The sequence below is a fragment of the Gemmobacter sp. 24YEA27 genome (assembly GCF_030052995.1).
In the GTDB taxonomy this organism is placed as follows: Bacteria; Pseudomonadota; Alphaproteobacteria; order Rhodobacterales; family Rhodobacteraceae; genus Pseudogemmobacter.
This window is the reverse complement of record NZ_JASJPW010000004.1, coordinates 75,953-92,386: the sequence shown is the minus strand read 5'-3', so window position 1 is coordinate 92,386 and position 16,434 is coordinate 75,953. Positions and strand designations below refer to the sequence as shown.

Sequence of the window (16,434 nt, the reverse complement as noted above, 5' to 3'; positions counted from 1 at the left end):
CACGGAAATATTTCAGGAGAACGCTTTCATGGACAGAACAGGACTGCCGGACCCGGTTCCCTGGTGCGGCCCTGCGCCAGACCCGGCCGCGCTGCTGAGCAGCTGGAATTTTCATCCGGGTCTCCTGACGGCTATGCTGGCGGCACTGATCTTCGGTCTTCTGCGCGCTGAGGGCCGGGGTATTTTCCTGATGGCCTGGGGCGCGCTTGTCATTGCGTTCGTCTCGCCGCTTTGCGCCATGACCACCGCCCTTTTCAGCGCCAGATCCCTCCATCACCTGCTGCTCGTCAGTCTCGCCGCGCCGCTGCTCGCGCTCTGCCTGCCCCTGCGCTGGTTCGGCGCGCCGGTCGCGTTTTTCCTGACCGCAGTCGCCCTGGTTCTCTGGCATATTCCCGCAGTCTACAGCGCGGCATGGGACAGCGCCGGGATATACTGGCTGCTTCAATTCGCCCTGTTGCTGCCGGCCTGGGCCTTCTGGTCCTCTGCCTTTTTTCCGGCGGATCGCGACGCGGGCGCGGTTCTGGTCAATGCGGCGCTGACCGGCGCGCTTGCGGGGGTAATGGGGCTGATCGGGGCGGTGCTGACCTTCTCGAACCGGCTCCTTTATACTGAACATATGGCAGCACCGCTGGCCTGGGGGATCGAGCCGCTTACGGATCAGCAAACCGCCGGGCTGATCATGTGGGTGCCCGGGCTGCTGCCGCTGGCAATGGTCGCCGCGATCATGCTGAGGCGCGCCTGGCGCGTGGGGCAGGTCGCATGATTGCCGCGCTGAAATTCCTGCATGTCGCAGCGCTCGCCTGCTGGTGCGCAAGCCTGATCGCGCTGCCGCTTCTGATGAAAGCCCATGGCCGCGCACAGAACCAGCGTCAATATGCGCATTTCCGGCTTGTGACCCATATCGGCTATATTGCCTTTGCGACGCCCGCCGCGCTGGTGACAATCATTGCCGGCACTGCGCTGATCTTCGCGGCACAGGTTTTCGCGCCATGGCTGCTGGTGAAACTGGCTTTCGTCGCGGCCATGGTGCTGGTGCATGTCTGGTTCGGCCACCTGATCCAGCGCTCGGGCGAAGAGAAACGCAGCCACTGGCAGGCCGCGCCGCTTACAGGACTGCTTCTGGTGCTGCCGCTGATCGCAGTTGTGCTGGCGCTGGTTCTCGGCAAGCCCGACCTCACGCCACTGCGCGGGTTGATCCCGGATCAGTTCCTCGCGCCACGCGGAGGAGGAGGCGCATCATGATCGTTCTGCGTTCCCAGCCCGTAGTCGAAAACCAGCTTGCCGCCATGCCAGCCGGTCATCGCAGTCATCCCGGTCGCGAGCAGCGATACAAGAAAGCCCCAGGGCAGTACCGCGCCGACGGGATCTGCGAGCCGCATTCCCCAATTCGCACCGAGCACCGACAGCAGCATCACCGCGAGGATGAAATGCGTCCAGCTGGCGGCGCGGATACGGATACCCGGCACCAGCAACAATTCGGCGGTGCCCGCCACACCGGCAAGGATACCCATCCCGAAACCAACCCCTGCCGCCCAGAGCGCCGCGCGCGGCCAGAAGAGATCCCCGGTCCACCAGTAAAGCGCATCTGCGCCCAGCGTGCTGACGCAAAGCGCGATGGGGAAGGCCACCAGCATGGCATGGATCGGGTGGCCCGCCACCGCGATCTTCGATTCCGTCCGGTGAAAGCTGCGATGTTCATGGATCGGGTCACGCAGCCCGCGGCGGGGTCGTCTGGCCTGTGTCATCTGCGAATTTCCTCCTCTGTACCCTTTGGAAAACCAGCGGCGGCGCTGATGGTTCCGGCGCTGGCCGGATGTGGCGGGCCGCTTTCGACGCTTTCGCCTCAGGGGCCTGCGGCCGCTGACATCGCGACCCTCTGGTGGGCGATGCTGACAGGCGCCACACTGATCACCCTTCTGGTGCTGGTACTGGTCTGGCGCGGCTTTGCGCGGCAGGGCGTCCGCCCGCCCGCGGAAAGCTTCTGGATCAGGGGGATGGGTCTTGGCTTCAGCTTTGCCGTTCTGATCGCGGTGGTCGGTGCAGGCATCTGGGTGGGCGAGCGGATCCAGGCCCGCCCAGTCGCGGATGTTGTCCGTGTCGAAGCCATCGCGCGCCAATGGAACTGGCGCTTTAACCAGCCCGGCCCGGACGGGGCGATGATCGGGACCGAGGGTCGTCTTTACATCCCCGCCGGAACGCCGATTGATGTCGTGATCCGCTCGGAAGACGTGATCCACGCCTTCTGGGTGCCGCAACTGGCGGGCAAGATGGACGCCCTGCCCGGCCGCGACAACCTCCTGCGGATCGAGGCTTCAGCGCCCGGCCTCTACCACGGCACCTCTGCCGAATTCTCGGGCATCGGCTATGCCGGGATGCGGTTTGAAGTGCTGGCCTATGATCCGGCCAGCCCGCCCGATTTCAGCGATCTTTCAGGCACCGCCGGCCCGGCGGATCAGGCAGAGCCTGCCGCCTACCAGGAGGGCACCCCATGACCGAACTCCCCCCGGGCCTTGCCGCCAGCCCGCCGCAGCGCGCCTTGCACCTGCACCGCCAGCTTGACCAGATCTGGGGCCGCCCGGCGGGTCTGCGCGGCGTCCTGACTTCGGTCAACCACAGCGAGCTGGGGCTGCGGTTCATGCTGGCCTCTTTCGTGTTTTTTGCCATTGCGGGCTGTCTCGCCATGCTGATCCGGGCGCAGCTGGCAACGCCCGGCGGCGCGTTTCTCGACACAGCACTTTATAACCAGTTCTTCACGATGCATGGCAGTCTGATGATGTTCCTCTTTGCCATTCCGATGCTGGAAGGACTGGGGATGTATCTGCTTCCAAAGATGCTCGGGTCGCGCGATCTCGCTTTCCCGCGCCTCTCGGCGCTTGGCTGGTGGTGCTATCTCTTCGGCGGGCTGATCATTCTTTCCGCGCTGGTCGCGGGCGTCGCGCCGGATGGCGGCTGGTTCATGTATACGCCTTTGTCGTCAAAGACCTACAGCCCGGGGATCAATGCCGATGTCTGGCTGCTGGGGGTGACCTTTGTCGAGATCTCGGCGCTGGCAGCGGCGGTCGAGATCACGGTGACGATCCTGAGGATGCGTGCGCCGGGGATGAAGCTGACGGAAATGCCGCTCTTCGCCTGGTATATGCTCGGGACCAGCGCGATGATGCTGGTGGGCTTTCCGCCGCTGATCCTCGGCTCGGTGCTGCTCGAGATCGAGCGCGCGTTTGACTGGCCGTTTTTCGACGTGACGCGGGGCGGTGACCCTTTGCTCTGGCAGCACCTCTTCTGGCTTTTCGGGCATCCGGAGGTCTATATCATCTTCCTCCCCGCCGCCGGCGCGATCTCGACCATCCTGCCGGTAATGTGCCGTACGCGGATCATGGGTTACGGCGCCATCGTTGCCGCTGTGCTCGGCCTCGTATTCCTGTCCTTCGGCCTCTGGGTGCATCACATGTTCACCGTGGGCATCCCGCATATGGCGCTGGCGTTCTTCTCGGCGGCCTCGGCGCTGGTGGCGGTTCCGACCGCGGTGCAGATTTTCGCCTGGATCGGCACCATGTGGCAGGGAAGACCGCAGATGCGCCTGCCCATGCTGCATCTTATGGGGTTCTTCTCGACCTTTGTGATGGGCGGGCTGACCGGCGTGATGCTGGCGATCGTGCCCTTCAACTGGCAGGCGCATGACACGGCTTTCGTCACCGCCCATCTGCATTATGTGCTGATCGGAGGGTTCGTCTTCCCGATGATGGCGGCAGCGGTCTACTGGATGCCGCTTTTTACCGGGCGCGCGGCGGTGCGTGGTCTGGGGCCTGCGGCCTTCTGGCTGATCCTGATCGGCTTTCACGGCACATTCTTCATCATGCATCTGACCGGCCTTTTGGGCATGCCGCGCCGGATCGATGTCTATCCCGACAATCCGGAGTGGATCTGGCCCAATCTCGTCAGCTCGTTTTTTGGCTTTGTGATGGCGGCGGGGTTTGCGCTTTTCGCGCTGGATCTGGTGTTGCAGGCGCTGTTCGGTGCGAAGGCACGGCGCAACCCCTGGGGTGCTGACACGCTGGAATGGGCGATGCCGATGCCCGCCCCCAGCTACAATATCGCCTCGCTGCCGCTGCCCGGCCAGAGCGCTTTGCAGCTGGCGCGCGGCGAAGGTATGTTGCCCGGGGCACCCGCGCCCGGCGTGAGACCCTGGTCGTCGATGCGATCAGCGGCGCGCCCCGTCATATCGCTGTGCTGCCGGGGAATTCTGCGCTGCCGATTGTAACCGCGGCGGTGATCGGCTGCTTTGTCCTGATGATGCTGTTCGGGCTTTATGCTGTGGCACCTGTTGGCCTTGTGGCCATCGCGGCCACCGTCTGGCAGTGGCACCGTTTCATGGGCAGCCCCCGGGATGAGGCGCTGATCAGTCTCGCGCCGGGGCTGAGCCTCCCCGCAAACGCCATGGTCCCGGACGGGCTGGCGCGGACCGGGCTCACCTGCCTCCTGATCTCGAATGGCACTTTCTTTGCCTGCTTTCTCTTCGCAATCGGGTTTCTGTCGGTTATCGCCCCTGGCTGGCCCGCGCCGCCCTCCGGCATCGCGACTGCTCCCGCAGCTGCTCTGACCGCTATGCTGATCCTGATCCTGATTGCAGCCTCCGGGCTGGCGCGTTTCCGCCTTGCCGCTGGCGCAAGTGTCGCCTTACCGTTATTGCTGCTGGGGCTTGGGGTCACTGGCGGTCTGGCCATGCAGCTTGATGATCCGACCCGCCACGCCCGCGACGCGCTGCGCGCCGCCGGGCTTGGCTATATCGCCCTGCATTGCACGGTTTCCGCGCTTTTGGCCGGGTTGTGCCTGGTGCAACGCCGCGATGGCAGGATCGCGCCGTACCGGCTTTCGGCCTGGCCGATCTGGCGCGCATGGCAGGATTTCACGCTTGCGACTGCGCTGATCCTCGCGCTCCTGATCACCGGGCAGGAGATCGTCGCATGAGCTGGCCCCTGCGCGCCCTGTCTGGCCCGACCCTCTGGGCCATAAGCTTTTGCGCAATCTACGCAGCGCATGGGCTCGGCTGCGCCTGGGGCTGGGCCGGGCGCCCTGCCCCGGTCGGCGATCTGCATCATTTCACGCTGATATCGCTTTGGCTGATATGCGTCGCGGGGCGGGCGCGATCCTCTGGTGTTCCCCGCGCGGCAGCGACATTCCCGACCGCCTGATCCGCGCCGGTGGCTGGATCGGTCTGTTGGCAACATTACTCACGCTCTTCCCGGTCCTCGGACTGACGACCTGCGGCGCCGGGCCATAGCGCGGTCAGGCCCCACCGGCATCTGCACTCAAAAGGAGATCCCCCGGCTCATGACAAGCCAGCAATCGCCTCACCTCGTTGTCATCGGCGCCGGTTTCGCCGGGCTGCAAACCGTGCAGGCCCTGAAAGGCGCCGGCCTGCGCATCACGCTGATCGACCAGCGCAATCACCACCTGTTCCAGCCGCTGCTCTATCAGGTGGCGACCACCATCCTTGCCCCATCCGAGATCGCCTGGCCGATCCGAAGCCTGATGGAGCACCGGCCGGATGTGACAACCCTGATGGCACGGGTGCGCGGCATCGATCCCGACCGGCGCCAGGTGATCACCGATGACGGGGCGCAGATCAGCTATGACATGCTGGTCATCGCCACCGGGGCCACCCATGCCTATTTCGGCCATCCCGAATGGGAGCCGAACGCGCCCGGGCTGAAGACGATCGAAGATGCGACCCGGATCCGCAACCGCATCCTTCTGGCCTTTGAACGGGCCGAGACCGAACCCGATCCCGCGCAGCGCGAGGCGCTGCTGACCTTCGGCGTCATCGGCGGTGGCCCGACCGGAGTCGAACTGGCGGGAATGCTGGCCGACCTCGCCCGCAACATGATCCGGGGTGAGTTTCGCAATATCGACACCAGGCAGACGCGCGTCCTGCTGATCGAGGCGGGCAAGCGCATTCTCCCCTCCTTTCCCGAGGATCTCTCTGCCTATGCCGCCCGGGCGCTGGAGCGGCGGGGGGTAGAGCTTCGACTTGGCACTCCGGTCACGGACTGCACCGAAGAAGGCGTCCGGATCGGGGACGAATTTCTGCCCTGCCGGACCCTGATCTGGGCGGCGGGTGTTGCAGCATCGCCTGCGGCAGACTGGCTTGGGGTGGAAGGGGATAAGGCGGGGCGCGTGAAGGTGCAGTCAGATCTGACAGTCGCGGGCCACCCAGAGATCTTTGTGATCGGTGACACGGCAGCGGTGGTGCAGCAGAATGGCGATCCGGTGCCGGGCATCGCGCCCGCAGCAAAGCAGCAGGGCAGCCATGTCGCCGGCACCATCCGGGCACGGCTGAAGGGCCAGGGAAATCCCGCGCCATTCCACTATCGCCACCAGGGAGACCTCGCGACCATCGGGAAACGCGCCGCAGTCGTGAAGATCGGGCGGCTGAGCCTCAGGGGCGCCGTGGCGTGGTGGATCTGGGGGATCGCCCATATCTTCTTTCTGATCGGCACCCGCAGCCGGGCGTCTGTGGCCTGGAACTGGCTCTGGACCTATCTGCGCGGCCAGAACAGCGGCCGCCTGATCGCCCATCCGAAACCCGGCGATGAGCCTGCCATCGACTGAAAGTTTCGCATCTGGTGGCGGCATTCCTGAAAGAGAGCGCGGCTGATAAGCAGACGGCATATAGGCCGGTCAGGCCCCGCCAGAACCGCCGCCGCAGGGCAAAATCGGATTAGTTATACCTGGACACCCGGCATAAACCGCAGTGGCAAAAAGACCCGCACCCTCGTCACAAGGATGCGGGAAAACGCCGGGATCGGTTACAGCGGCGGAAGGCGCGACGGGTCATGATCGCGCAGACGCGCCTGGCGCTCGGCCTCGGCCTCATCATAGCGCCAGCCGCCGCCCTCGAAACGCGAGCGCAGATCGCCAATGCCGACCTCGGGGACTTTGGCAAGCGCTGCGGTCACTTCTGCACGGCGCTCTTCGGGGAAGCGGACCGTCAGTGCGACATTGCCGCGCTGCATCGCCTCGTGAAAGACCGGGGCATCGGCCTCACTGATACCGATATCGGCCAGGGCGCCAATGGTGCCCCCGACGGCCGCGCCACCAGCCGCGCCGACGGCCGTCGCCGCAAGCCAGCCTGCGGCGACCAGCGGGCCGATCCCTGGGATGGCGAGCATCCCGAGGCCGGCCAGCAATCCAGCTCCACCACCCGCGACGGCACCAATCCCCGCGCCGGTTGCGGTCCCCGACAAATCCCTGGGGGCAGCGTCGACCGACCCGTAGTGCTCACGCACCCGATCATTGCCCAGGACCGAGACCTCGACATCGCTCCATCCAAGTGAGTCAAGGCTCGCCCGGGCACGCTCTGCGGTTGCAACGTCGTCATAAATTCTGGTGAGAACAGCCATTTCATAGCTCCTTGTGTCGGGTTACGGGGTTACTGGGCGGCAGGCGTGGTCACGACATTGCCCTTGTAATCGATGGCCACGGCCACCGCGTCAGTGCCGACCTTGCCGGTGCCGCGCCAGACGCCCTGCTCGTCAAGGGCGAGCGCCGAGACATCGGTGACATTCCAGGCGATCGCGCGTTGCCGGGCCTGTTCTTCAGTGAAGCTGTTCGCGCCTTCCAGCGGAGCGCCGGCTTCGGGCGTATGTTGTGACCAGCTGTCTGCTGCGCAGATGGCGAGAAACTGGTCGCGGGTCAGCCCATCGGGGCCGATTGTCACGCCGTCAATGCCGGCGCGGGCGAAGTCACGTTCGGATTCCGACTGGCTGATAAAGCCGTCCCCATTGATATCAAACAGGCGGTGCTGCTCTTCGCAGTCAGCAGTCGCGAGGCCCTGCGTGGTCTGTTCCTGCTGATCCGGAGAGATATCCGGCATTCCGGGAATTTCTTCCTGCGCCATCATGGCGGATGGTGCCGCCAGCGCGACGATGATCAGGACTGCATAACCTTGACGTTTCATTTCGTCCTCCTCGATGAGCGGCCACTTTGCGGGGTCCGGATCTGGCGGAGCCGCAGCGACCAGGTGGCTGCATGAACCCACCACCGCAAAGAATGTTCCCGCGGACGGCATCCCGCGCTCATTCTATGCTCCGCCATTTCTGTGGAACAATCCGGCGACGTTCCCGGTTTGATCAGCCTGGCTTTGATCGCGGGGCGAGAGGCGCATCCGCATTGCCAGGAGCACATGACATGGGAAATGGCGGTGAAAACGGGGTTGATGAACATGCCCGGCGAGAGCTCGGGATCTTTGAGGGCCGATGCGACAGGCTGGCGGAGTCCGACAACATCGCTACCACTGTCCTCAAAATTCGGGTTGGGGCGGGCGGCGTCAGACAACACTGTAACGGCAATTCCACGGCCGCCGACGCGGTATCTGGTAGCTTTGCCGCCCCAGGGAGCTCTCTGTTGTGTCGCAGTGGTCCCACACAGGTTAAGCAGATGCATTATTCAGGCTGTTATAAATGGTGGAACCGGGTAAACTGACTGTCGAGGCTTGCATGCTGGATTGTGCCGATGAGTAACTCTGTAATTCCGTTCCCTGGTTCCGATCCTGAGCGGGTTTCCGAAGAGGAAGACCCGATCCGGGCCGCAATACGGGCCGCAAGCCAGGAACTGCTGTCAGCGGTTATGGCGCAGCCGGTTCCGGATCGGCTGCATGCGCTTGCTGCCGAAGTCGGCAGGGCGCTTGACCAGCGTGCAGCTGACTTCTCTTCCGTACAGGGCGCTGCAACAGACGATACCGCCTGAACCGCCTGAGCAAAACGGCGGATTGTCGCCGCTCTCTGAGGTTCCGAGGAACTGAACTCCCCAGGTCCCGTTTTCCTTTCATGCAGAAGAAAAGGGAGACGATCATGACCATCTCGAAGCAGACACGACCGCAGGACGGAGCAGCTTCGGAGAATGTGGTCGAAATGATCCCGTTTCTCCGCATCTATGCGCGAAACCTGACACGCGGCGGACCAGAGGCCGACGACCTCGTCCAGGAAACGCTTGTGAAGGCGCTTGCAAATATTGACCGCTTCCAGCCAGGCACCAATCTGCGGGCCTGGCTTTTTACGATCATGCGCAACAGCTTTCTGACCGGCATCATGAAAAGAAACCGCGAGCCGGTTGGCGGCCAGGACTGCGTCTCAGGCCAGGTGATATCTTTTCCCGTGCATGACGCAAATATTGCCTGCAACCGGGTGATGCAGGCGATCCGGCGGCTGCCGTCGCAGTACCGCGAAGCACTGGTACTCGTTTTTCTGGTGGGCGAGAGCTATCAGGATGTGGCGCGGATCTGCGATTGCGCCATCGGCACCGTGAAGAGCCGGATCAGCCGCGGCCGGCAAATGCTGATGGATGATCTGCAGATGACTGAGTTGCGCGACCTGATCGCTGTCAACTACTAAACCTTTAATTAACAAACCTCTCCGTGGCGGGCCAGTGCTCTGAGAAACGCTGCCCGCCTGATGAGCTGCGGCCGCCGGTCTGGTGCATTTGTAAATACCGCCCGGCCTGTTGCCGCACGGTCAGTCAAGGATCCTGCTCTGTCACGGATCCTGCCACATCGGGGGCGGTCGGATCAGGAAGCGACTTGCGACGGCGATCTTCCGGATCGAACTGCTCCTCGGCGCCGTTGTCATTCGGGTCTTCGTCCTGCGGGTCATTTCCAGGCAGGATATTGCCCTCGTCATCCGCGGGCAAAGCCGCATCCGGCGGCCAGGGCAAATCCTCTTCGCCCCGGTCAAAGACGGGCCGCGCATCGTCGGCGGGCGAGGCCTCTGGCTGGTCCTTGCGATCCCTTTGCATCTTCACCTCCATTTGGCTGGCTCTGTGACCACAACCGGCCAGGACGGCGGAATGTTCCCCGGGAGTTTTTCGCGGGCAGACCGCCTGGAGCTGTCTACAGATCAGATTGGCAATGAGATCGTGCAGAGGATCCCGTCCGGACCGGTCCGCAAGGTGGTGACAGCATCAAGCTGATAGGGCAATGCGCGCTCTATCAGCTCGCGCCCCTGCCCCCAGGCCGGTTCGGCCCCGGGCATAGCGACACCGGTTTCACGCCACAGGATGTGCAACCGTGATGGCTCTTTTCCCTCGATCTGCCAGCCAATATGCAGATGTCCCGCCGCAGATCCCAAAGCACCGTGCTGCACCGCATTGGTGGCAAGTTCATGCAGGGCCATGGAGAGCAACTGCACTGCGGAAGGCCTCAGTGACACATTTGCTGGGCCTTCAAGGCTCACGCCTTCGCCAGAATCCGCGCCGACAGCCGAAAGCGCCGCCTGCACCAGCGCGTCAAAGCCGAGGCCTGAATTCCCGTCGAGATCCGAGAGAAGGCCCTGCACCCGCGCCAGCATCTCGAGCCGGTCACGGAACCGCTGTCCGAAATCCCCAAGATCGCGCGCCGATTTCAGGGTGCGCTGTGAAACCTGGCGCACCACGGAAAGCAGGTTGCGTGTCCTGTGCTGAAGTTCCCCTACCAGCGCCCGCTGCTGTTCCTGCAGGCCGAGCAATTCGTTCACATCTGTCGAGATCCCCAGCCATTCAATGATCTTCCCGTCGCGGTCGCGAACAGCGGTGGCGCGTGTCCGAAACCAGCGCCATCCCCCCTCCGTGGCATCCATCAGCCGGAAATCAGCCGCAAAGCCCTGCGTTTCCGCCGCGCCTGCGGCAGCGGCCCAGGCTTTCCGCAGGGCATCCAGATCATCGGGATGCGCCTGTTCCTGCCAGCCCTCGCCCATAGCGCTTTCCAGAGGCTGACCGGTACAGGTGGTCCATTGCGGGCTGACCCAGGTCCACGAGCCGCGCGCATCGGCACGCCAGAACAGCTGTGGCAGCCCTTCCATCAGGCTGTGCAGCCGCGCCGCGCTGTCTTGCAGCGCGCTTTCGGCATGACGGGTAGCGGTGATATCGGTGAAGGTCAGGACCGTACCGCCAATGTAATCGTCAATGCTGCGACAGGGCAGAACCTTCACGGCGTAATCGCGCGTCCCGGCAGTGTCACTCACCTTACGTTCAACCGGGATCTGGCTTTGCAGAACCTGCTTCACATCCTCATGGATCTCTGGATAGCTGAGCCGCGCCGCCAAATGATCCAGCGGGTGGCCGACACCGGTTTCCAGTTGAGGGAACAGGTCTGACGCAGATGCGGTGAAACTGCGCAGCCTGAATTCTTTGTCGAAGAAGATCGTGGCGATTTGGCTGGCTTCCTGCAAGTTCCCGATGTCTGAATTTCTGCGCGCCAGATCGCGGATCTGATGTCCTAGCTCCTGATTGACCGTCTGAAGTTGGTCAGCGCTCAGCGGCGCCTCATTTTCCTGCCGCAAAACATCGTCATAGGGTACGGCGTGTCCGCTCTCATCCCCACCGGTCCGACATTGCGGAAGATAACCACCAGTGTGGTAACATGGTCCAGGCTGAGCGGCTCGATGACAATATTCACATAAGAGGCCTGCTCGTCAGGCCGGATCAGCTGGCGCGACAGCGCCACCCGCTTCGTCTGGGATGTGGCCCGATAAAGCGCGGCTTCCAGCGCGCCACGCAGATCCGGGTGTACGAGACGGATCAGGCTCAGGGGCGCAGCGCCGGCGGGTGGCTCCAGAAACTGTGCGATCGGCCCTGAAAACTGCAGCACTTCGAACTGCGTGTCGATCACGACATAAGCAGGGGCGAAATATGCGGCGATGGCATCGGCCTGACGGACGATGCTGTCCGGGAGCCGGGGCGATGTCACCGGCAGGTCATCCGTCGCAGCAAAGGCGGCGGCTGTACCGGTTTGCGGATGCCGCGAGGGTGGAACGGCCGCACCCTCCCGTATCGCCGCAACCTCAGGGGGAAGATCTGCAGGATCCTTCTTCGGATCAGGAGGGGAAGCATCGTTCATTGGATATCCCGGTCGTCTCGCGCAGAGGGCTGCTGTAACGCTCCGGGGCAGCGGCAACTGATCCCGGTTCCTGCAAAACTCCCGTCATTGCAGGAAATCGCGGCCTCGCTCTGCCAGAACGCGTTCCATCAGCCGTTGCAGCCATTTTCCCAGAGGCGGCAGCGTTGGCAGGCTGTAATGTTCCTGCAATGCGAGCCTCAAAGTCGCCTCGACCAGCCGGTCTGCGGCCATCGCGTCGGAGAGCATCAGCCGCGCCGAGAGCCTGAGCCTCGGCAGGAGGGCGATCAGCGTCTGCGTATGGATCTGGCTTTGCAAAAGCGCCACAGCCTTGCTCGCTTCATGTGGTTTGGGCAGGCGCGCGATATGGGCGAACCGTCGCGGGATTCTGGCAATCTCATGCGCCGAGTAAAACACGAAGGGAATGGCCGCTCCCATCAAAAGATCGGCCAGCGGATAGACCTTCTGTCCCCGAAGATTGACATCCAGCACCGCAAGATCGGTATCACCGACATAATCCGTGGCCTCGGTGATGGATGGAAACGGCCCGAGCACCCTGGCCTTTGCCGCACGGAAATGATCAGCGAGTTCGCAGGCGACATAGTAGTCATCCTCGACGATCATGATTGTGCGGCCAGAAAGGTTTTGCATGTCTTATCGGTCTCGCGGCTGGTTCGGCTGTTCCGATGCAGCGGGCCCGGCACGGATCGGACTATGGCTACAGTATGAAGCAAGATGAAATTGTCGCAACCTTCTCGTGATTCATAACATATTATATTTATCAATATGTTATGGATCATGATCGCCGAATCTGCGGATATCCGCCTGGCAAAGATTTTCCTTTCCTTCAAGGCGGGTCAGAGATCCACCGGTTTTCTAAGACGGGGAATTTCAGCATATGCCGCCGGCAAAGAGGCTGTGTCGTATCCGGTCATGAAAATGAATGGGATCCCCGCGGCAATGAGGTGATCGGCCAGGGGAAACACCATCTCGCCCCTCAGGTTGACGTCGAGCATGGCAAAATCGGGTTTTGCACCAGCGCAGACACTGCTCAGTGCTTCGGTCAGGGTGGGAAAGGGGCCGATCACGCTGGCCCCGCCCCGCTCCAGGAACTGTGCAAGATCGGTGGCCAGAAGATACTCATCCTCGACGACAAGGACAGATATTCCACTCAATGCAGGCAGAAGTGAGCTCAGATCTGCGTTCCTCATGGGAACATACTCCTTCCCTTTGCGTCAGACAGTAGTCGCGTGAAGCCCCATTCCAGGTCGCTCGCTTGCGGGAACAAACCGCCGTTCTGAATGTTCACGCAGCAATCTGTAAAGCGGAGGACATGACATGCGCAATTCTTCTGACCAGACGAAACCGCCCACCATTATCGCCAACGCGCCGGGACATGACAAAACCGGCGACGAGACGGACAATGGCAAGCTGCCGAAATACTTCGATTACCCAGGGCCACCCTTCCCGGAACAGGTCCAGGACCTGCCCGGCAGTTTCCGGATGATGCAGCCCCACCGGATCATGGCGAAGAAAGCTGGATCGGCGCCAGACGGCTTGAAGGCATGGTTGCGGTGATCACTGGCGCCGACAGCGGCATCGGTCGGGCAGTTGCCATTGCCTATGCGCGCGAAGGGGCAGATGTCGTGCTGGCTTACCTCAATGAAAGCGCGGATGCCGCCGACACGGCAAAGCTGATCCGCGACAGCGGGCGCCACTGCCTGGCGATAGAAGGCGATATCGCCTCTGCCGCGCATTGTCGTGCGATTGTCGGGAAGGCCGTCGCGGAATTCGGGCGCATCGACATTCTGGTCAACAACGCGGCGCATCAGAACACATTCGACGCGCTGGAAGACATATCGGATGCAGAATGGGAGCGGACCTTTGCGGTCAATCTCCATGCCATGTTATGGCTGACCAGGGCGGCTGTGCCGCATATGCGGCGCGGCAGTTCCATCATCAACACGGCCTCGATCAACGCCGATATGCCAAATCCGACCTTGCTGGCCTATGCGACCACGAAGGGGGCTGTTCAGAATTTCACCGGCGGCCTGGCGCAATTGCTGGCGGAAAAGGGATCCGGGTGAATTGCGTCGCACCCGGCCCGGTCTGGACCCCGCTGATACCGGCGAGCATGTCCGCCGAAAAAGTCTCCGGATTCGGCGAAAACTACCCGATGAAGCGTCCGGCGCAGCCGGTGGAGCTGGCCTCGGCCTATGTGATGCTGGCAGAACCGATGTCGAGCTATATCTCGGGCGCCACCGTGGCCGTAACCGGCGGCAGACCGCTGATCTGATCTGCGGGCTCCTGCCCAATGGACGAGGACCGGAGTGTGAAAACCACGCCTGCGGGGTCGAATTTCAAAAGCGCCTCGCCCCGGAACTCGTGACTGAGCGCCGCTTCGATCAGCTCCCGCCCGAAGCCGCTGGTTGCGGGCTCAATAACGGGGGGGCCACCGACTTCGCGCCAGATCAGCTCGAACTGGCCACGCCGCTGTGTCCATTCGATCAGCACGCGGCCCTTGTCATCCGACCAGACCCCGTATTTCTGAGCATTGGTCGCCAGTTCGCCCAAAGCAAGGCTCAGCGCGAACACCTGATCGGCCTCTATCATCACAGGGGGCCACGCATGACCAGCCGGTTTTCAGGCAGACTGCCGGCAAGGGCATCGGCAATAAGCGTGCGGATGTCGAGCGTGCCGTAGACATCCGCAAGCAGCGCCCGCTGCGCCTGGTCGAGCTGACACAGACGTCTGACAGTGGCTTCCTTTGCTTCTTCGACCGATCTGGCCTGACGGAAGGTCAGCCGCACGATCGCAATGGCTTTCGCATAGGCATTCTTGATCCTGTGGCGCAATTCCCCGTTCAGGATGCTGCTGCGGCGGGCGGTCATCACCTCGCCAGTCGTCTCGATAACGGTGTTCATAAACCCGAAATCACGCCGTTTTCGTCGGCGACCGGGCTGTAGCAAAAGGTGAACCAGCCGGTTTCATGCCCGTCTCCGCGTTCGATCTGCAATTCATAATTGCGGATGAAGGTCGATTGCCCCTGCAGTGCCCGGTCCGCAATTGGCCCGATCTCATGCCAGGCTTCGGCCCAGATCTTTCTGAACGGCTGACCAAGGCAGGGCGCCTTATGCCCGAGGATCGGTACAAATGCATCATTGTAGATCGTGATCATCTCAGGCCCCCAGCACAGACATTTGGGGAAGTCGGATCGCAGGATCAGATCAGATGTGATGCGCAGAGCGACCGGCCAGCCAGCACGCGACCCCAGCGGCGTTATGCTCCAGTCAAATTCACGAACCTGGGCGTTCATGGCCCGATCAGTATTGTTGTCCATGGAAGGAAACCCGTGCGTGAATTCAGATGCTTAAGGCATCTTCTGCCGGGATAGTTGTGCTCTTCCACAAATGAATCAAGACAAATCTGGTGCAGGGTCAGTCCGGAAAGCGCCGGAGCCGGGCTTTCCTCTGCCTCCGTTCCGCGCCGCCGGCGCAGTGCATCGGATTCCCGGTTGTTCCGGAGCGCCTGCGCGCAGCTGACGCGGGGCCGTCCCGGCGCGGAGATCTTCGGTGTTTTCCGGAATGGTAAGCCGGGGCACAGCCCCTCTCCCCGCAGAATCTCGCCATTCCTGACCGGCAGGTTTCTCAGCGCTCCTAGCAACTGTGTTCACCTATCGGGCAGGGTCTGCCACGGGACGCCTAATTGAAACATGGCTAGTTTTGTTGCGAAGGCAGACCCTGCTGTCGCCACTGTAACGAGCTGCCCAAATCTCCGGCCTCACCCGACCCGGCAACCCGCTAAGGCGAAGACCGGATCAGGGCCGGCATTTCGGGCCACCGGTATCCTCGGCATAGATCAGATGGGTTGCCAGAACTTCGGCGGCGTCCCCAATATCCTTCACCAGCGCTGCGGCGATCGCGTCGGGGTCCCGTCTGCGCAGTGCCGAGATCATCTGGCCATGTTCCTCATTGGCAATGACATGGAAGCGCCCTTCATCCGCGAGGCGGTTCAGCCAGGGACCGGTCCGCAACCAGCACAGGCCGATCATCTGCTGAAGGAATGGCTGCTTCGCGCTCTCGTAGATCAGGAAATGGAAGCTCTGGTTATCCGCCAGATAATCAGAAAAACGGCCCTCGGCGATTGAGGCGAACATGTGTTCGTTCAACACTTCCAGCTTTGTACACAGCTCTGCATTGGCATGGGACAGCGCGGCCTCACCGGCCAGCGGTTCCAGCCGCAGGCGGATCGCGGTGATCTCGGCAAACCGGGCACGCGTCATGACCGGCACCTGCACCGTACGGTTGGCAGCAAGTTCCAGCGCCCCTTCGGCAATCAGGCGCTGCAGGGCCTCCCGGACCGGAGTGGCCGAAATGCCGAGGCTCGCCCCCAGACCACGGATGGTCACCGATTGTCCGGGGTGAAGCGGCCCATAAGAAGCGCATTGCGCAGGGCCGAATAGGCCTGCTCGTGCAGGGGTTCGGCGGTCAGTTGGGCAAAATCCATAATGCTGTCTTTCAGGCACTTTGACCGAAACTATCAGTTTCCCCGCAAGGCGCGAGCCTGCTGCC

General features: G+C 62.6%; 21 protein-coding genes and 1 pseudogene. 10 read left to right on the top strand and 12 right to left on the bottom strand.

Features of this window, described 5'->3' with window-relative positions; genetic code table 11:
- Positions 1 to 28 precede the first annotated feature (28 nt).
- Positions 29 to 763, top strand: coding sequence for a cytochrome c oxidase assembly protein (locus QNO18_RS21620; protein ID WP_283179567.1), 735 nt, complete (start codon positions 29 to 31; stop codon positions 761 to 763).
- Positions 760 to 1,242 carry a CopD family protein gene (locus QNO18_RS21615; protein ID WP_283179566.1) on the top strand — a complete coding sequence of 161 codons (483 nt, stop codon included), beginning with the start codon at positions 760 to 762 and terminating at the stop codon, positions 1,240 to 1,242. Before QNO18_RS21620 ends, QNO18_RS21615 begins: the two co-directional genes overlap by 4 nt.
- Here QNO18_RS21615 and QNO18_RS21610 read toward each other — a convergent pair.
- On the bottom strand, positions 1,203 to 1,745 hold the full coding sequence (locus tag QNO18_RS21610) for a DUF2231 domain-containing protein (protein ID WP_283179565.1): 543 nt from the start codon (positions 1,743 to 1,745) through the stop codon (positions 1,203 to 1,205). The genes QNO18_RS21615 and QNO18_RS21610 overlap by 40 nt on opposite strands.
- Before the next feature lie 48 nt (positions 1,746 to 1,793).
- Here QNO18_RS21610 and QNO18_RS21605 point away from each other — a divergent pair, with 48 nt between their 5' ends.
- The 5 genes from QNO18_RS21605 (at position 1,794) to QNO18_RS21585 (ending at position 6,609) form a co-directional block, all read left to right on the top strand.
- The gene (locus QNO18_RS21605; protein ID WP_283179564.1) at positions 1,794 to 2,492 is read left to right on the top strand and encodes a cytochrome B; all 699 of its coding nucleotides are present in this window, start codon (positions 1,794 to 1,796) and stop codon (positions 2,490 to 2,492) included.
- Positions 2,489 to 4,258, top strand: coding sequence for a cytochrome c oxidase subunit I (gene ctaD, locus QNO18_RS21600; RefSeq protein WP_283179563.1), 1,770 nt, complete (start codon positions 2,489 to 2,491; stop codon positions 4,256 to 4,258). The genes QNO18_RS21605 and ctaD overlap by 4 nt, the downstream gene beginning before the upstream one ends.
- The gene (locus QNO18_RS21595; RefSeq protein WP_283179562.1) at positions 4,225 to 4,965 is read left to right on the top strand and encodes a hypothetical protein; all 741 of its coding nucleotides are present in this window, start codon (positions 4,225 to 4,227) and stop codon (positions 4,963 to 4,965) included. The genes ctaD and QNO18_RS21595 overlap by 34 nt, the downstream gene beginning before the upstream one ends.
- Positions 4,962 to 5,189, top strand: a complete 228-nt coding sequence (locus QNO18_RS21590) for a hypothetical protein (protein WP_283179561.1) — start codon at positions 4,962 to 4,964, stop codon at positions 5,187 to 5,189. The genes QNO18_RS21595 and QNO18_RS21590 overlap by 4 nt, the downstream gene beginning before the upstream one ends.
- A 139-nt stretch (positions 5,190 to 5,328) precedes the next feature.
- On the top strand, positions 5,329 to 6,609 hold the full coding sequence (locus tag QNO18_RS21585) for an NAD(P)/FAD-dependent oxidoreductase (RefSeq protein WP_283179560.1): 1,281 nt from the start codon (positions 5,329 to 5,331) through the stop codon (positions 6,607 to 6,609).
- 197 nt (positions 6,610 to 6,806) lie between these two features.
- Here QNO18_RS21585 and QNO18_RS21580 read toward each other — a convergent pair whose 3' ends face one another.
- Both QNO18_RS21580 and QNO18_RS21575 read right to left on the bottom strand, forming a co-directional pair.
- Positions 6,807 to 7,400 (bottom strand): hypothetical protein, encoded by a 594-nt coding sequence (locus tag QNO18_RS21580; RefSeq protein ID WP_283179559.1) that lies wholly within the window; start codon positions 7,398 to 7,400, stop codon positions 6,807 to 6,809.
- Positions 7,401 to 7,429: 29 nt separating this feature from the next.
- The gene (locus QNO18_RS21575; protein ID WP_283179558.1) at positions 7,430 to 7,957 is read right to left on the bottom strand and encodes a hypothetical protein; all 528 of its coding nucleotides are present in this window, start codon (positions 7,955 to 7,957) and stop codon (positions 7,430 to 7,432) included.
- Positions 7,958 to 8,511: 554 nt separating this feature from the next.
- On the opposite strand from QNO18_RS21575, the gene QNO18_RS21570 reads away from it, so the two are divergent.
- Together QNO18_RS21570 and QNO18_RS21565 are read left to right on the top strand one after the other, a co-directional pair.
- Positions 8,512 to 8,745 (top strand): hypothetical protein, encoded by a 234-nt coding sequence (locus QNO18_RS21570; protein ID WP_283179557.1) that lies wholly within the window; start codon positions 8,512 to 8,514, stop codon positions 8,743 to 8,745.
- Positions 8,746 to 8,849: 104 nt separating this feature from the next.
- On the top strand, positions 8,850 to 9,389 hold the full coding sequence (locus QNO18_RS21565) for a sigma-70 family RNA polymerase sigma factor (protein ID WP_283179556.1): 540 nt from the start codon (positions 8,850 to 8,852) through the stop codon (positions 9,387 to 9,389).
- Between the two features lie 124 nt (positions 9,390 to 9,513).
- On the opposite strand, the gene QNO18_RS21560 is transcribed toward QNO18_RS21565, so the two are convergent.
- The 5 genes from QNO18_RS21560 to QNO18_RS21540 form a co-directional block, all read right to left on the bottom strand.
- Entirely contained in the window at positions 9,514 to 9,789 is a 276-nt protein-coding gene (locus tag QNO18_RS21560; protein WP_283179555.1) for a hypothetical protein, read from the bottom strand.
- 101 nt (positions 9,790 to 9,890) lie between these two features.
- A complete protein-coding gene (locus QNO18_RS21555; RefSeq protein WP_283179554.1) occupies positions 9,891 to 11,198 on the bottom strand; it encodes a PAS domain-containing protein in 1,308 nt (435 codons plus the stop codon).
- A gap of 83 nt (positions 11,199 to 11,281) precedes the next feature.
- Positions 11,282 to 11,866: a hypothetical protein gene (locus tag QNO18_RS21550; RefSeq protein WP_283179553.1), complete on the bottom strand. Its 585-nt coding sequence runs from the start codon at positions 11,864 to 11,866 to the stop codon at positions 11,282 to 11,284.
- A gap of 84 nt (positions 11,867 to 11,950) precedes the next feature.
- Complete coding sequence (locus QNO18_RS21545) at positions 11,951 to 12,514, bottom strand: hypothetical protein (RefSeq protein ID WP_283179552.1); 564 nt, start codon at positions 12,512 to 12,514, stop codon at positions 11,951 to 11,953.
- A 206-nt stretch (positions 12,515 to 12,720) separates the two neighbouring features.
- A complete protein-coding gene (locus QNO18_RS21540) occupies positions 12,721 to 13,074 on the bottom strand; it encodes a response regulator (protein ID WP_283179551.1) in 354 nt (117 codons plus the stop codon).
- A 292-nt stretch (positions 13,075 to 13,366) separates the two neighbouring features.
- Between QNO18_RS21540 and QNO18_RS21535 the strand changes: the two are divergent.
- Positions 13,367 to 14,159: pseudogene (locus QNO18_RS21535) on the top strand (glucose 1-dehydrogenase).
- Here QNO18_RS21535 and QNO18_RS21530 read toward each other — a convergent pair.
- The 4 genes from QNO18_RS21530 to QNO18_RS21515 all read right to left on the bottom strand — a co-directional run bounded on the left by QNO18_RS21530 (position 14,108) and on the right by QNO18_RS21515 (position 16,271).
- Positions 14,108 to 14,476, bottom strand: coding sequence for a sensor histidine kinase (locus tag QNO18_RS21530; protein WP_283179550.1), 369 nt, complete (start codon positions 14,474 to 14,476; stop codon positions 14,108 to 14,110). The pseudogene QNO18_RS21535 and the gene QNO18_RS21530 sit on opposite strands and share 52 nt — an antisense overlap.
- On the bottom strand, positions 14,476 to 14,787 hold the full coding sequence (locus tag QNO18_RS21525; protein WP_283179549.1) for an HWE histidine kinase domain-containing protein: 312 nt from the start codon (positions 14,785 to 14,787) through the stop codon (positions 14,476 to 14,478). Before QNO18_RS21525 ends, QNO18_RS21530 begins: the two co-directional genes overlap by 1 nt.
- Positions 14,784 to 15,179 carry a hypothetical protein gene (locus tag QNO18_RS21520; RefSeq protein ID WP_283179548.1) on the bottom strand — a complete coding sequence of 132 codons (396 nt, stop codon included), beginning with the start codon at positions 15,177 to 15,179 and terminating at the stop codon, positions 14,784 to 14,786. The genes QNO18_RS21525 and QNO18_RS21520 overlap by 4 nt, the downstream gene beginning before the upstream one ends.
- 501 nt (positions 15,180 to 15,680) lie before the next feature.
- Entirely contained in the window at positions 15,681 to 16,271 is a 591-nt protein-coding gene (locus QNO18_RS21515) for a GntR family transcriptional regulator (protein ID WP_283179547.1), read from the bottom strand.
- Positions 16,272 to 16,434: the final 163 nt, after the last annotated feature.